14 protein-coding genes and 1 pseudogene are annotated in these 14,366 nt (G+C 50.9%); 4 read left to right on the plus strand and 11 right to left on the minus strand.

The features are described from left to right. Window positions 1–29: 29 nt before the first annotated feature. From AB9F29_RS11575 to mutM, 7 genes are all read right to left on the minus strand, one after another. The gene (locus AB9F29_RS11575) at window positions 30–659 is read right to left on the minus strand and encodes a LysE family translocator (RefSeq protein ID WP_369755796.1); all 630 of its coding nucleotides are present in this window, start codon (window positions 657–659) and stop codon (window positions 30–32) included. Next, the gene (gene recF, locus AB9F29_RS11580; RefSeq protein WP_369755797.1) at window positions 656–1,768 is read right to left on the minus strand and encodes a DNA replication/repair protein RecF; all 1,113 of its coding nucleotides are present in this window, start codon (window positions 1,766–1,768) and stop codon (window positions 656–658) included. Before recF ends, AB9F29_RS11575 begins: the two co-directional genes overlap by 4 nt. 27 nt (window positions 1,769–1,795) lie before the next feature. Next, a complete protein-coding gene (gene dnaN, locus AB9F29_RS11585) occupies window positions 1,796–2,914 on the minus strand; it encodes a DNA polymerase III subunit beta (RefSeq protein WP_335586950.1) in 1,119 nt (372 codons plus the stop codon). 126 nt (window positions 2,915–3,040) lie between these two features. Continuing rightward, window positions 3,041–4,402, minus strand: coding sequence for a chromosomal replication initiator protein DnaA (gene dnaA / locus AB9F29_RS11590; protein ID WP_369755798.1), 1,362 nt, complete (start codon window positions 4,400–4,402; stop codon window positions 3,041–3,043). A gap of 618 nt (window positions 4,403–5,020) precedes the next feature. Then, complete coding sequence (rpsT, locus tag AB9F29_RS11595; RefSeq protein ID WP_039003978.1) at window positions 5,021–5,284, minus strand: 30S ribosomal protein S20; 264 nt, start codon at window positions 5,282–5,284, stop codon at window positions 5,021–5,023. Between the two features lie 94 nt (window positions 5,285–5,378). Then, entirely contained in the window at window positions 5,379–6,155 is a 777-nt protein-coding gene (locus AB9F29_RS11600; RefSeq protein ID WP_039003977.1) for an enoyl-CoA hydratase, read from the minus strand. A gap of 62 nt (window positions 6,156–6,217) precedes the next feature. Next, window positions 6,218–7,069, minus strand: coding sequence for a bifunctional DNA-formamidopyrimidine glycosylase/DNA-(apurinic or apyrimidinic site) lyase (mutM, locus tag AB9F29_RS11605; protein WP_335587008.1), 852 nt, complete (start codon window positions 7,067–7,069; stop codon window positions 6,218–6,220). A gap of 87 nt (window positions 7,070–7,156) precedes the next feature. On the opposite strand from mutM, the gene ubiE reads away from it, so the two are divergent. Next, a complete protein-coding gene (gene ubiE / locus AB9F29_RS11610) occupies window positions 7,157–7,909 on the plus strand; it encodes a bifunctional demethylmenaquinone methyltransferase/2-methoxy-6-polyprenyl-1,4-benzoquinol methylase UbiE (RefSeq protein WP_369755799.1) in 753 nt (250 codons plus the stop codon). Next, on the plus strand, window positions 7,910–9,442 hold the full coding sequence (gene ubiB, locus AB9F29_RS11615) for a 2-polyprenylphenol 6-hydroxylase (protein ID WP_369755800.1): 1,533 nt from the start codon (window positions 7,910–7,912) through the stop codon (window positions 9,440–9,442). Window position 9,443: 1 nt separating this feature from the next. On the opposite strand, the gene AB9F29_RS11620 is transcribed toward ubiB, so the two are convergent. From AB9F29_RS11620 to AB9F29_RS11630, 3 genes are all read right to left on the minus strand, one after another. Beyond that, window positions 9,444–10,235 (minus strand): phosphotransferase, encoded by a 792-nt coding sequence (locus AB9F29_RS11620; protein WP_369755801.1) that lies wholly within the window; start codon window positions 10,233–10,235, stop codon window positions 9,444–9,446. 164 nt (window positions 10,236–10,399) lie between these two features. Next, the gene (locus AB9F29_RS11625) at window positions 10,400–11,071 is read right to left on the minus strand and encodes a flagellar hook capping FlgD N-terminal domain-containing protein (protein ID WP_335586958.1); all 672 of its coding nucleotides are present in this window, start codon (window positions 11,069–11,071) and stop codon (window positions 10,400–10,402) included. 12 nt (window positions 11,072–11,083) lie between these two features. Next, window positions 11,084–13,009 (minus strand): flagellar hook-length control protein FliK, encoded by a 1,926-nt coding sequence (locus AB9F29_RS11630; RefSeq protein WP_369755802.1) that lies wholly within the window; start codon window positions 13,007–13,009, stop codon window positions 11,084–11,086. Between the two features lie 194 nt (window positions 13,010–13,203). On the opposite strand from AB9F29_RS11630, the gene AB9F29_RS11635 reads away from it, so the two are divergent. Both AB9F29_RS11635 and AB9F29_RS11640 read left to right on the plus strand, forming a co-directional pair. Beyond that, the gene (locus tag AB9F29_RS11635; RefSeq protein WP_236940073.1) at window positions 13,204–13,419 is read left to right on the plus strand and encodes a rod-binding protein; all 216 of its coding nucleotides are present in this window, start codon (window positions 13,204–13,206) and stop codon (window positions 13,417–13,419) included. After that, the gene (locus AB9F29_RS11640) at window positions 13,412–13,771 is read left to right on the plus strand and encodes a hypothetical protein (protein ID WP_335586955.1); all 360 of its coding nucleotides are present in this window, start codon (window positions 13,412–13,414) and stop codon (window positions 13,769–13,771) included. The genes AB9F29_RS11635 and AB9F29_RS11640 overlap by 8 nt, the downstream gene beginning before the upstream one ends. 167 nt (window positions 13,772–13,938) lie before the next feature. Here the strand turns inward: AB9F29_RS11640 and AB9F29_RS11645 are convergent. Further along, a pseudogene (locus tag AB9F29_RS11645) lies at window positions 13,939–14,320 on the minus strand (hypothetical protein); the annotation flags it as partial. Between the last annotated feature and the right edge of the window lie 46 nt (window positions 14,321–14,366).

Here is a 14,366-nt window from a genome sequence, read left to right on the forward strand (position 1 = left end):
TTGCAAGGGATGTCACGCGATTGAGGCAATTAAACGAGCGCAGTTGCCCCTAAAAACGCCCCAACAAAAACGAGCAACACTCCGGCCACAACATTCAGGAGCCTGATCGCCTCTGGCGACTTCAAAAACGTCCGCGCGTGGGCAATCAAAGCTGCAAAAGCGAGGTTGCCAAAAAAGGGAACAATAATAGAAATCAGGACAATTGCGGCAATGTCTTGGCGAGTTACAGAGGTGAGATCAAAAAACCCGGGTAGCATGCCCATGTAAAACAAAATTGCTTTTGGATTGCCAAGAATAACCGCCACGCCAGCCAAAAACCCCGCCAAAACACCCGGCTTGGTCAGACGACTATCAGCCTTTAAGACACCAATGGGCTTGCGTATGAGGCCCATACCCAAAAAGATAAAGAACGCAGCCGCAAAGTAGCGCAGCCAAATCATCAGCCCCCCAACCTCCCCAGCCAACCAACTAACGCCAAGCACCGCAAGAAGAGGCCAAAATGCATCGCCTACAGCAACACCCAGCGCGAGTGGCCACGCAGCACGAAATCCACCGCTCATCGCACGCGCCATGATGGCAACCCAAACGGGTCCGGGCGTCATAAACAGGATAAAAATAGCGAATGCATAAAGCGCGAGATCTGAAGGAGACAATGTCATGTTGCAGCGACTACTTTGGAGGTTCCGTCAATATCTTGGACTTCATAGACATCTGAACGGGACTCAATTTCGGCGAAAAGTTCGGGACCGGTGCCCGTCATGAAGGCTTGCGCCCCGACAGTACAGATTTCGTCATAGAGGGCCGCGCGGCGGTTCGCATCCAAATGCGCGGCGACCTCATCGAGAAGGAGCACCGGCGGAGCGCCAAAGTCTGATGCGAGGGCGCGACAATTTGCGAGAACAAGGGAAAGGAGCAGCGCCTTTTGCTCCCCCGTGGAACAATCGCGTGCGGAAATATTTTTGTCACGATAGTGCGCCGCGAGGTCAGCGCGATGCGGCCCAACCAACGTTCGGCCCGCCGTGATGTCGCGTGACCGCGCCCGCGAAAATGCGTCGCGCAGGGCGGCTTCAGATTGCGGCCCCAGTGGGGATCCGTCGGGTTGAATTAGCTCCAAGTCCGCTGTGGGGAAATGGGTTTGAGCGGCGTGTTGGGCGGCCTCAATATGCGCCAAAACCGTCGCGCGATTTGACGATATCTGTGCGCCAGAAATGGCCATCTGATTTTCCAGAGCGCCATACCAAGCCGGATCTCGAATTTGATCCTTGAGAAGTCGATTGCGCTCCCGCATGGATTTTTCGTAAGCCAAAACGGACTCCGCGTGACTTGGCAGGAAACTCAGCGTCATGCGATCAAGAAAGCGTCTACGCCCTTCCGCCCCCTCAATCCACAGACGATCCATCGCGGGGACGAGCCAAAGCACGCGTGCAATTTTTCCGAGGGCAATTTGGGGCGCGGCTTTTTCATCTATCCGAACTTGGCGCGGAGCCCCTGCTTGCGACCATGTTTCCACTTCGTGGACGTCATTGGGCGTCGCGATTACGGCCGAAATTTTCCACCCGATAGCTTCTGTTTTGCGGGTCATTTCTTGCGTGGTTGCGCGCCGAAGCCCCCGTCCCGGAGACAAAAGGGAAATCGCCTCCAGAAGACTGGTTTTTCCAGCGCCGTTCGCGCCGTGAATGGCCACGGGGCGCCCAGATAATTCTAAATGGGTCGCCTTGTGGGACCGGAAGTGCGAGAGTTTAATATCTCGGAGGGCCAAGCCTGTCACGGGGAGAACCTGCCCGCTGCGAAGCCCTTAGACCCGCATCGGCATAACGACGTAAATCGCGGACGTGTCATTACCTTCGCGCATCAAGGTCGGATCCGCCGAAGAGTTGAACATAAACACGGCGTTTTCACGATCCACTTGGCTGGCAATTTCGAGCAAATACTTCGCGTTAAAACCAATTTCCAAACGCTCGTCCCCATAAGCGACAACCAGTTCTTCATCGGCAGCACCACTATCTGGTGCGTTAACGGAAAGGATCAAACGATCTTCATCGAGCGAGAGTTTCACAGCACGACTACGCTCAGAACTCACGGTCGCCACACGATCAACAGCTTTCGCGAATTCAGCCGCGTCCACCTCGAGTTTGCGGGTGTTTCCTGTTGGAATGACGCGTGTGTAATCGGGGAAAGTTCCGTCGATGACCTTTGATGTCAACGTGATTTCGGGCGTGGCAAAACGAATTTTGGTTTCGCTCACAGAAACCGCAATTTCAGCATCGTCAACGTCAAGGAGCTTGCGCATTTCATTAACTGTTTTACGTGGAACAATAACGCCGGGCATATCCGCAGCACCCTCAGGCATTTCAGCATCGATCCGCGCCAAACGGTGACCGTCTGTGGCCACACAGCGCAGAACTTTTCCGCCTTCGGACTCCGAAATATGCATGTAGACGCCGTTGAGATAGTACCGTGTTTCTTCAGTCGAAATTGCGAATTTTGATTTGTCAAAAAGACGTCGCAGAACACTCGCCTTTGCGGTAAAGTTTGATGTGTATTCCGAAGAGGCCATCACAGGGAAATCTTCGCGAGGCAGTGTCGCGAGCGAGAAGTTGGAACGCCCCGCCTCCACGGTGAGGCGGCCAGCAGCACCATCGTCGGTGAGTTTGATCAATGCGCCATCCGGCAATTTGCGGACAATTTCATGAAGCAAAACAGCCGAAACCGTTGTGGCTCCAGCCCGCTCCACTTGAGCAATGGTCTTGTCGACAACTTCGATATCCAAGTCAGTGGCACGAAATGAAACATTTTCCCCTTCGGCTTCAATCAATACGTTCGCCAGAATTGGGATCGTATTGCGGCGCTCAACCACGGACTGAGCTTGGGAAATGGCCTTTAGCAGGGCCGCGCGTTCGATACTGAATTTCATTCAATGCTCCTATTGACAGGTGCAGGGGCGAAGAAGCCAACGCTTCCGCCCGTTGTTAACTGTTCGTCAGAATGTCCGATTATATCGGGGGGCCGTCAAGGCCTGAGACGCTTGTTGCGTTAGTTTTCAAGCCTCAAGGCTGCGGCGCAACAGTTCTAGGTCTTCGGCCATCTGACTGTCGAGCTGTTTTAGCTCTTCGATCCGTTTTACGCCATGCATAACCGTCGTATGGTCGCGTCCCCCAAAGCGGCGGCCAATCTCAGGAAGGCTGCGGCTGGTGAGTTGTTTTGCTAGGAACATCGCAACTTGGCGTGGCCGTGCGATAATCCGTACGCGGCGCGGGCCGATCATTTCGGAAAGACGGATATTGTAATGCTCGCTGACGCGACGCTGAATTTCCTCAATGGTAATCTTACGATCACTCGCGCGCAGAATATCTGCGAGGCAATCTTGCGCAAGTTCCAGCGTGATTTCGCGACCAACAAGAGAAGCAAACGCGAAAAGCCGCGTGAGAGCCCCTTCAAGTACCCGAACATTGGTCGAGATTCGGTGTGCCAAAAACTCCAAGACGCCGTCGGTTAAAACCAAACCGGAATATTGCTTACGATAATGCTCGACTTTTTGCTGAAGGATTCCGAGACGCAGTTCATAATCGGTTGGGTGTAAATCCACGACCAAACCACACTGAAGGCGCGATTTAATGCGGTCTTCGAGGTCTTTGATTTCACCCGGTGCGCGGTCAGCGGAAATAATAATCTGTTTGTTTTGATCAACCAGCGCGTTGAACGTATGGAAAAACTCTTCTTGCGTGCTGTCTTTGCCGGCGATGAATTGAACATCATCAACCATGAGGACGTCAACGCTGCGGAAAAGCTCTTTGAAATCCATCATCTTGCGTTCGCGCAAAGCCTGAACGAAGCGGTACATGAACTGCTCTGCGGAAAGGTAAACAACATTCAACTCGGGACGGTCGCGCCGAAGTTCATGTGCAATGGCATGCATCAGATGGGTTTTACCAAGCCCTACACCGCCGTAAAGGAAAAGTGGGTTGAAGGACACGGGCCCGCCCTCAGCAACGCGTTTCGCAGCAGCGTGCGCAAGTTCGTTCGGCTTGCCAACAACAAAGCTTTCGAACGTGAAACGCGAATCCAGAGGAGCTCCGGGAACAGAAATATCCGCTGTAGGCTCAATGGCTGGGGCGTGTTGTGCGGCTTTCTGTGCCTTTGACGCAGGACGCGCCACTGGCTTGCTCGCGACGGCGAACTCCAAGCGGCTAACAGCGGCCCCTGCTTCGTTCAGAAGATGTTTGATCTGATCGCCGAAATTCCGCGAAACCCAATTGCCCATAAAGCTCGTCGGAACTGCAAACACTGCAATTCCGTCTTTCAAGCTCGAAAACTCTAGAGGTTCAATCCAGTTTGTAAAATTGCTTTGCCCAACGGTTTTTTGCAGCTCATTTCGTACGGTTCCCCAAGTCTCATTCGTCATCTTTTTTACCCGCTTCGCCAGTTATCTTTTTAGGCCAATGACCTTCTGATTTCGTGTGGGTAGACCCCCCAAGTCGTCCTTCACATCCCTCGATGATCACGTTTGCAGAAAACGCAAAAACCGCCCTAAGACAGTGCCTTGCGGGTACTGCCTTTCGAGATTGATAGGAGCACGAGAAGTCCCTTTCTCAAGCTCATTCAAACCTCACGTCGTGAGGAGATGGAGACCGATTTAACTTTAAGCCCTGATCCAAGAATAGAAATCAGGTTAAAAACAGTAATAACTTCAAGAAACCAGGCAAGAACTGATCCAATTCAAAATTACCACTTCCGCATCAGAGATGTGGGAAGCCCAAAACTCAGATACAGTTGCCGCCTCTAATGGATTAGAGATGGCTCAAAATTCGTCGTGTCTCCAGCGAAGATGTGAATCGCATGACCTAAGTAGCAACTGGTCGCGTTGCTTCGCAACTTATCTTCGACCTTGACTCGAACTTTCTCAAAACGAATCTAATTGCCCTTTAAAACCTACCTGCGCTGCAGCAATTTTGCCGCACGCGCACAAAAAAAGAGCGCCCTCGAAAGGACGCTCTTTTAAAACTAATTAAGTCTTAACGTCTTAGGCGATTGCCTTAACACGTGAAGAGAGACGCGACATTTTGCGTGCAACAGTATTCTTGTGAAAAATACCTTTTGTTACACCGCGCATCAGCTCAGGTTGAGCGGCACGCAATGCTGCAAATGCATCGTCCTTGTTGCCGGACTCGATCGCCTCTTCAACCTTGCGGAGGAAAGTGCGAACGCGTGAACGGCGTGCTTTGTTTACTTGGAAACGACGTTCGTTTTGACGAGCGCGTTTTTTTGCTTGGGGCGTATTAGCCATATCTCGAATTCCCACTTTTTGGGGTCGCATAAATCTGAAGTTGGGCTTCTAGACCCGACTCAGCCGTAAGTCAACGGGGTGTGCGACGATTTTGTTATTTATCGCGAAACTGCGCTTCTCGTTTTTCTTGAAATGCAGCCATACCTTCTTTTTGATCTTCTGTTGCAAACAACGAGTGGAATAGGCGACGCTCAAAGAGCAACCCTTCCGAAAGTGTTGTTTCATAAGAGCGATCAACAGCTTCCTTAGCGGCCTTCGTCGCCAGTAAGGATTTTTCTGCAATCTTTTGAGCGGCAGACATCGCCTCTTCCATTAATTTTTTGGCAGGAACCAATCGGCTAACCAATCCCGACCTTTCTGCTTCTTCCGCGTCCATGAAACGCCCCGTGAGGTGCATATCCATCGATTTCGATTTTCCAACGAATCGTGTCAGGCGCTGGCTTCCACCCATTCCAGCAATAACACCAAGGTTAATCTCTGGCTGGCCAAACTTCGCGGTATCTGCCGCAATAATGAAATCACACATCATGGCCAGTTCGCATCCACCGCCCAGCGCATAGCCCGCAACGGCGGCAATGACCGGCTTGCGATTGGCCAAAAGGCTTTTGCATTCCGCACCAAAGAAGTCTGAACTGAACATCTCCACAAAGGTTTTGTCAGCCATTTCCTTGATATCAGCGCCTGCGGCAAAAGCCTTCTCAGACCCTGTCAGAACAATGCAGCGCACTTTGTCGTTCTTTTCGGCAATTTTCAGGGCCTGCGCGAGCTCACTCAGCAATACCGAATTGAGGGCATTTAGCGCCTCTGGCCGATTAAGCTTGATGAGGGCTACGTGATTTTCAACTTCGACAATGAGTGTCTCATACGCCATGATAGGCCTACCGTATAATTTCTGTTAAGCCCTGACTTACCAGTCTTACAGTTCCGATCAAGTCATCTTTGGCATTGCGAACAATAGAAGCTTGAGCGACCCGACTGTGCAATCCTCCCAATCGTCCCTCCACAGCCTTCGCGCAAACACGGTTCTCCTTCTCGGCCGTAAACCTTAAAATTGTGTTGAAAATAACCCAATTCACCATCTGCTTGCCGATGGTCTTTCAGGGTTGAGCCTCCTGATTCGATGGCTTCGTTTAGGACGTCTCTTATGGCTGGAACCAATCCATTTACAGAGGCCTTAGAGAGGGTGTTTGCTGGTGTTTTTGGCGATATCTGTGTCCGGAAAAGCACTTCACAGACATAAATGTTGCCTAACCCTGCGATGATTCCCTGATCTAGCAGCGCGGATTTAATTGGTGATTTCTTATTCCCCAAGCGCTCCTGCAAATAGATACCGTTGAAATCGTTCCCTAGCGGTTCTGGCCCCAGTTTGGCCAAAAGCTTGTGTGCATCAATTGTATCTGTCGGCGCCAAATCCATCGCACCAAACCGTCGCGCATCATTAAATGCCACGCGAACACCACCCTCCAGATCCAAAATTACGTGGTCGTGCTTGAGCGGCGTAGGAAGTTCATAGTGCAAATTTCCCTGTGGTTCCCCCGAGATGAGCATGCGGCCCGACATTCCCAAATGAATGAGTAACGTCTCGCGCGTGTCCAGATCGGCCAAGATATATTTGGATCGCCGTCGTAGGCCCAGCACCCGCGCGCCCGTGAGCCGCTCCGCCATATTAGGAGGGAACGGCCACCGCAAGTCTGGACGGCGCACATCCGCATTAAGAATTGTTTTACCTTCCATAACAGGTGCCAAACCGCGACGAACCGTCTCGACTTCGGGTAATTCGGGCATCGGCAGCTTTCCTTTAGTATTGCGAACGTTGTAACCACATGTGAGCACTATATAAGAGTCGAGATGAATTAGAATGGGCAAGGCAAAATGACCGAGAATTCCCAGAAAACCACGCATTTCGGTTTCCAAACCGTAGATGAAGACGCAAAAGCGGGCATGGTCCACGGCGTTTTCACGAATGTTGCGAGTAAATATGACGTCATGAATGACGCAATGTCGATGGGCATCCACCGCATCTGGAAAGAAGCGATGATGGATTGGCTTGCACCGCGCGCAGGCCAGAAGCTGCTCGATGTGGCGGGCGGAACGGGAGATGTTTCGTTCAAATTCCTCAAGCGAGCCGGTTATGGTCACGCCACTGTCTGTGATATGACCGAGGGAATGTTGGTTGCTGGCGCGCAACGCAAAGAAGCTATTGAGCGCGCAGACGAACTTGATTGGGTGGTCGGCGACGCAATGGCGCTCCCCTTCCCGAGTAACACTTTCGACGTCTACACTATCAGTTTCGGCATTCGGAACGTCACGCGCATTCCCGATGCATTAGCGGAAGCCTACCGTGTTTTGCGCCCAGGTGGCCGGATTATGGTGCTTGAATTCTCTCAGCTTCCCAATGAGTTGATGCAGAAAGCTTATGATCTGTACTCGTTCAATGTGATCCCGAAAATGGGCAAGCTCATTGCTAACGATTCCGAGAGTTATCAATATCTTGTGGAGTCCATTCGGAACTTTCCGGATCAGGAAACCTTTGCGTCGATGATCCGAAATGCAGGATTTGAGAACGTAAAATACCGCAACCTCTCCATGGGAATCGCGGCGCTTCATTCGGGATGGAAAATCTAGATGCGCGGCCCACATAATATTTGGCGCCTCATTCGCACGGGTGCAACGTTTGAACGTAATGGCGCAATGGCACCGATTCTCGAAGCCATTGATGCGCCCCCCCTTGTTCGTGTGGCGTTAAGATCATTGGCGTGGCCATTTAAGTGGCTTGGAGTCAAAGGCGACCCAGCATTAACACCTGTGACACGCGCCCTCAACGCCTTGGGGCCTGCGTATATTAAATTTGGCCAAGTTCTGTCCACGCGCCCCGATATTGCTGGAGAAGATTTAGCGCGGCAACTTCGGGTCTTACAAGACAAGCTTCCCCCCTTCCCGACTGAAATCGCCAAAGCATCGGTCGCCGAAGAATTGACCTATTCAAGTGACGTACTTTTCAGTGAGTTTGGCGATGCTGTGGCCGCCGCGAGTATCGCACAGGTGCACCGTGCGCGGTTGGCCAAAACGGGTCAAGAAGTTGCGGTAAAAGTTCTACGCCCCGGTATTGAAAAGGCATTCCGAAAGGACATTGATGCCTTTTACTTTGCGGCCAGTGTCTTTGAATTTCTATCGCCTGCGTCTCGAAGGTTGCGACCAACAGAAGTGATCCGACACTTTGATAAAGGCGTCACCGGCGAACTTGATTTGCGGCTTGAAAGCGCTGCGGCATCGGAGTTTGGCGCAAACACAAAAGACGATTTAGCATTTCAAGTTCCCGCAGCCAATTGGGAACTCTCGGGTCGCCGCGTCATGGTTCTTGGTTGGGCAGAAGGTACGCCGATTGGCGACAATGCAGCTTTAGATGCGGCGGGGCATGATCGCGTAGCCCTCGGTGCGCGCGTGCTGCAACTCTTTTTGAGCCACGCCTTGCGCGATGGGTACTTCCACGCCGACATGCACCAGGGCAATATGAAGGTTGCCGAGAACGGCGACATCATCGCCTATGACTTTGGGATCATGGGGAGAATCGACGAATACACACGCCGCGTCTATGCCGAAATCCTTTATGGTTTCATCACACGAGATTACAAACGCGTCGCGCAAGTCCATTTTGAAGCAGGGTACGTGCCCGCCGACCGTGATGTAGAAGAATTCGCAAATGCACTGCGCGCCGTTGGTGAACCCATTTTCGGAATGGAAGCGAGTGGAATTTCCATGGGCCGCCTCCTGCACTACCTCTTTGAAGTCACCGAGCGATTTGGGATGGAAACGCGCACCGAGTTGATCCTCCTCCAGCGCACGATGGTTGTCGTCGAGGGCGTGGCAAGGTCGCTTGATCCGCAAATCAACATTTGGCACGTGGCACAGCCAATCGTCGAAGGGTACATCAAAGAAAGCATTGGGCCCAAAGCAGTGGTGTCAGACTTGGTCAAGACTCTTCGGATTTTAAGCCGGTTCGGCCCGCTTTTACCCGGAATGGCCGAGCAAGCCCTAATTGCGCGCACGACTATGGCAGATACCGCGCCGAAGAAAAGCTTGGGCGTGTACGCGCTAGTGTTCCTCGCGGGGATGGGCGTTGTTTACGTCGGCCATTGGCTCTGGCTGCACGTTTCTTAGTTTACACGAGACGATTAAGGGCCATCATTTCCAGCGCGTAGCCCTGCGCATAATCTTCGACACCCTCCCCTGCCTTCCACAAGCAGTATGCTGCCATGCGCCAGTGGTATAGCGGCTTTAGGATATAATAACGTTCGATTACATCTTTGTTCCCATACGAGCGCAGGAACTCTGCTTCTTGATGCTCGTCAAGCGGCTTGTCGGCATACAGGTACTGCATCGCCGGTGACAAATAAGTTGCAATATCCTCACAGGGGTCGCCAAGCGCAGGGCATTGCCAATCAATAAACCGCACGTTTATCTTGGTTCGAATGATATTGGCAGGCACCAAATCCCCGTGCAACAAGACCGGAGTAGCCGCCGGCAAGTTCGGAAGAACCGGCATTAGTTTTTGGTGTGCCTGTGCCGTTTGAAAGGAGCAGACATCCAAAATTTTTACGCCGTGAATCGATACTCCATTTGGTGAAAGCGAAAGCTTTCGCAGATGGGTTCTTACTGGAATTGGCGTGTTGTGCAGTTGGGCAAGAGTTTTGCCAACTTCGCCCGCATCGCCGCCAGAAATGGCGTCGCCATCAAGAAAGCAATAAATCACGCAAGTACCGAAAGTCGTTTCTTGGTATGCAACTGGATCGGGGGAAAGATTTGCTCTTTCGAGTAACTTGAGTACCGAAAACTCGTCGCTTGGACTGTTTGGAAAAAGAGGGTTGTTTTGACCTTTTTGAAACAATTTGCAAACAACATCGATTTCCTGATTTTTTATGCGCCAACAGGTATTGGTGCGCCCACCGCTCAACTGTTGCCACGCTGCTTGGCTTGGCACTAAACAATTCTGCGAAAGCTCGCGTGCGAGTTGAGTTTGCATAGAGGTTAGAGACATTCCACTTAGGCCGATCCTTGGTTTCATGCAATTTAGGGATGCGTAGATTTCAAGGCAAGTGAACTATGAAACAGAATACATCAAGCAGCTTCGCGCAGGCCAGTGACATCTGCGGAGTTAGCCATTGCCCCCCCTTCCAGAACAAGAACTGTTATCCCTCCTTCGCCCCGAGCTTCCGTTACACGACTATAAACTTCAACGGGAATCTCGCCCATTTGTTCTCCATTTTTGAAACTGTCCAACGCAAAAGTATACAGACCGTTCTCAAAGGGCGTTCCGCCGTCGTCTACACCAGCCCATTCTAACGCTCCTGCACTCACTGGAATCTCGTTTCGCTGAACGACTGTTCCGTCGGAATCCCGCACGACAAGGAAATTCTGATCTGCTCCTACAATCGGATTTGGTGAAATTGTAACTGGGCTCCCTGAAAAATGCGCCGGGGCCTCGATCCGCGCCTCCATACCTACCCAACTTGCCATTTCAGCCATCCCAGAACCGCCAAATTGAGCGACCAAATTTTCTAGGAGTTCATTCGTTTTCACTGATTGCTCTACATTAGAAAACGTCGCAAGCTGTGCGGCAAAGTCTGTAGAATCGGTCGGATTCAGGGGATCTTGATTGGTGACTTGTGCAGTCAACATCTTGAGAAAAGTATCAAAATCCGACGAAAGCGAAGCGGCGTCCGTTTGGGATTCAGATACGATCTGGCTGGAGGATGTTTGGAGTGCAGGCGAAGATTGGGTAACTTCCATTGTAACGTCCTTTTAAATACGAATGTCGACGCGATCAGATTGCGTCAGATCTATTGCAATCGGACCCGATTCCGGTGTTCCAATAGGCTGGAACTCTGATGGCGGCACGTGTGGTTGATCCGGAGAAGACTGACCATTTTGCTGCTGCTCGGAACCAGATTGATTAAAGTTGAACGAAATTTGATCGTACCCCATTCCAAGAAATTCCTGAGCAAGGGAGTTAATGTTTCTGCGCATTAAATCGAGCGTTTCCGGTCGCTCTGCTAGTACCGAAACGACCATCCCACCCTCAGTGGGGGAAAAAGTAAGCTTTACACGTCCAAGCTCCTCCGGAGAAAGTGCAAGTTCCAGCGGCCTATTGGCCTCGCCTATTGAAGCGGAAGCCAGTTGTTGTGCAACTGAACGCGCCAAATCGGGATGTAATTGTGGGGGAGTCGCTAGAGCTTGGTGTTGGGATTGTGCGAGAGGAACGCGGCTGGATTCTAAACTCATCGTGTCCGGAGTAAAACTCAAGTCACTTGCAAAATCTTCGACCAAAGGCGCGGCCATATTATAAGGTGTGTCGATCAGGGCATTAGGAACTTGTGGCGGAGATGTGGTCGACGTGGTTTGCGCAAGTGTAGTGGCGGCTGGAGTTGAAGCCGTTTTCACTGCGGTCTCATTAGGAGAAACAGATTCCGAAGTTAAAGGAACTACATTTATGACATTAGTAGAATTCCCCTGCATAGGTTGAGAGGATGCTCCAATTTGCTGGTGATCAGAAGCTGAACTTAGCTTTTGCGTTGTCAGTTGTTGCTCACTTGGTAAGGGCGTGGGTTCGGCGCTCTGTGGGACCGTTTTTACAAAGGTTGCCACGTCGTGATTTACTTGAAATCCGTCCTTTTGCAAACTCACTCCCCCATTTGAAGTGGAAAGCGCTTGAGAATAAGAGCGGTCCTGCCCGGTAGATGCCAACCTGTCTTTTGGAGATGCAGAAACTCCGCGTAAAACTTCACCGTTATTTGCGAAAACTTGAGGGCGCGCGACACGGGTCTCATTTGAGGTTGGCATCATTGCCCTAAGCACCGACGTGGCGTCACGAAGTTGCGATTGCATCTGGGGGGTTTCAGTAGAATTTGTGGAAGCCTCCGAGATCGCTGCACTATTGTCTGGTTTTGCGGTTGGCATCAAACTTGGAGGCGAATCCACAGGGTTTCTCATGGAGGAAGCGATCTCCGTTTGAACGTTCATCGACGCATTGTTGGGCGCTTGCAAAGTGGCACTTTCATTTAGAAGTGAGGAAGGAGTGAAAGTTGTCTCGGCCTTCCCTGTTTTGAAAGGTTTGTCGGTGGCTTCCGCCTTCAATGTAATGCTTTGTTCAAGAGCACGAAGTGGCACTGTCCCTTCTGACGATTCAGATACAGGAACTGGCGAAACAAAATCAGAAGGAACTTTTGGTAGATCAGTTTCGAGAGTAGTACTGGCGGTTATACTATTTGTACTTTCTGTCAATTTAACAGGGTATTGGCCTCCAAAACTCAAGGGTAATGTTTGAATGTTTGACGGATGACCAAATAAAACTGCGGAATCCAAAACAGCTTGCGGTTCTTTTTGCACGACGTCGGATATCTCTCCGTCAGCGCTGGAATACGTTGAACCGGCTTTTGTGGAATTAGTATTCTCAAGAAGAAGTTCGGGTGTTCCTAAGCCGGAACTGCTAGGCTTTTTCTCTAAGCTTCCATTAAAAATGTCCCCGAAAGTGGCTTCGCCATTCAACTCATGCACCGTATTCGCCCCATTTTGAGACGGAATTGAAACTAGGGCAAGCCCAGCTTTGCTTTGAGCTTCCGGAGTGTTGCGAGAAGGTAGGCTTGCACTTTCACCTTGAACCAAAGGCCCATTGGAATGCGAATCCAAACTACTTGGCGCGCGGGAAACTATCGAAATCAAATTGTTCATCGTAGCCTTTCGGGAATTCTTCCTCGTGGTAGTGCTACTATGTGATGACTTGGTTACCAGATGTTTACTGGTTTGATCCAATATTGGAGAAACTGTCTAGAATTGAAAGCATTCCGATGTCCGATCTGATCGCACCAACATTTTCCCAGAACAGAACAAGCCCTAAGCCGTTATCCTCTGAAGATACCAAGCTTATGGATGCCGCAAAAAAGCTTGAAGCCAGTTTCCTTGCGGAAATGTTGAAATCTGCTGGGTTTGGAAAATCGCGTGAGAATTTGGGAGGGGGAGCAGGGGAAGATCAATTCGGTTCTTTTTTAGTTCAAGCTCAGGCTGAAGCAATGGTTGAGAAAGGCGGCATTGGCCTTGCCCAATCGCTTTTTGAAGCCTTGAAGGAGTCCGAGAATGAATAGTACATCCCCAGCCACCTTGGCTGTAGAGTTAGAACTCTTGCTAGATAAGGAACGTGAAAACATCCTCGCAGGTGCAATAGAGAACTTCGCTAAGTTTACTCAAGCAAAGGCTCTTCTGACGGAAAAACTTTTAAAAGAGCCTGCACCTGAAGCCGCAATTTTGGCTCGAATCCGCATAAAAGCAAGCCGAAATCAACGACTTTTGGGGGCTGCTGTGCGTGCAGTTCGCAGTGTAAATGGGCGGCTGACAGCAATACAAGGCCAAAACAAAGCCCTCACCACGTATACAAATACAGGGCAACGCGAACAACTTGGAAGCAATGGTAACGTTCGATTTGAACGACGCACCTAATCTGTCTGATTGCCTCCTTCCGAGGCATACCTTGCCCGATTAGAACCTCAACCTACAGGAACTTCACTACAATCTCTTTCAGCTTGGGTCTCCTAAAAGCCATCTTCAGTTCTACACGTTCCAAACCAAACGGGTGGACCACTTCAAAGAGGGAAATCCATGAACTATGTATCGTTTGGCGCACCTAGCGCCGCCGACGGCTCAAGCTTGTCCCGCTTTAGACGTCGCTTTGGCTTGGTCCGCAGATTCAGCCCCAGTTCGCAATAGATCCACCTCTCGGTGATTGATTCGCATTTACCTGTCAGCTTATGAGATAGACCCGTTTGCGGTTCCACCCGTAGCCTTGCACGTTACGTAGATACAAGAAACATAAGCCGAAGCCCCAACTGTGTTTGGCGTTGTCAAACGCTCCGACCGATCGGAAATTTCTTCGTTCTCGTAGCTCAGAACCGTGCTGGACCGATAACAGGTTTCGCTTATCTGGAATGTCCGACAGGCCAGCGCAATACTGACCCCATGCAATGCCATCACATACATGGCCATCTCCCTAAACTAAGGGGATGCGAAAATAGAATTTTCTTGGCAAGATATCTGA

Origin of the sequence: Falsihalocynthiibacter sp. S25ZX9 (genome assembly GCF_041205405.1) — a bacterium.
In the GTDB taxonomy this organism is placed as follows: Bacteria; Pseudomonadota; Alphaproteobacteria; order Rhodobacterales; family Rhodobacteraceae; genus Falsihalocynthiibacter; species Falsihalocynthiibacter arcticus.

Bases quoted from the DNA above. Each gene is read 5' to 3' on its own strand.
- AB9F29_RS11575 (WP_369755796.1), bottom strand. From the start codon at position 659: ATGACATTGTCTCCTTCAGATCTCGCGCTTTATGCATTCGCTATTTTT.
- dnaN (WP_335586950.1), bottom strand. From the start codon at position 2,914: ATGAAATTCAGTATCGAACGCGCGGCCCTGCTAAAGGCCATTTCCCAA.
- dnaA (WP_369755798.1), bottom strand. From the start codon at position 4,402: ATGACGAATGAGACTTGGGGAACCGTACGAAATGAGCTGCAAAAAACC.
- rpsT (WP_039003978.1), bottom strand. From the start codon at position 5,284: ATGGCTAATACGCCCCAAGCAAAAAAACGCGCTCGTCAAAACGAACGT.
- AB9F29_RS11600 (WP_039003977.1), bottom strand. From the start codon at position 6,155: ATGGCGTATGAGACACTCATTGTCGAAGTTGAAAATCACGTAGCCCTC.
- mutM (WP_335587008.1), bottom strand. From the start codon at position 7,069: ATGCCCGAATTACCCGAAGTCGAGACGGTTCGTCGCGGTTTGGCACCT.
- ubiE (WP_369755799.1), top strand. From the start codon at position 7,157: ATGACCGAGAATTCCCAGAAAACCACGCATTTCGGTTTCCAAACCGTA.
- ubiB (WP_369755800.1), top strand. From the start codon at position 7,910: ATGCGCGGCCCACATAATATTTGGCGCCTCATTCGCACGGGTGCAACG.
- AB9F29_RS11625 (WP_335586958.1), bottom strand. From the start codon at position 11,071: ATGGAAGTTACCCAATCTTCGCCTGCACTCCAAACATCCTCCAGCCAG.
- AB9F29_RS11630 (WP_369755802.1), bottom strand. From the start codon at position 13,009: ATGAACAATTTGATTTCGATAGTTTCCCGCGCGCCAAGTAGTTTGGAT.
- AB9F29_RS11635 (WP_236940073.1), top strand. From the start codon at position 13,204: ATGGATGCCGCAAAAAAGCTTGAAGCCAGTTTCCTTGCGGAAATGTTG.
- AB9F29_RS11640 (WP_335586955.1), top strand. From the start codon at position 13,412: ATGAATAGTACATCCCCAGCCACCTTGGCTGTAGAGTTAGAACTCTTG.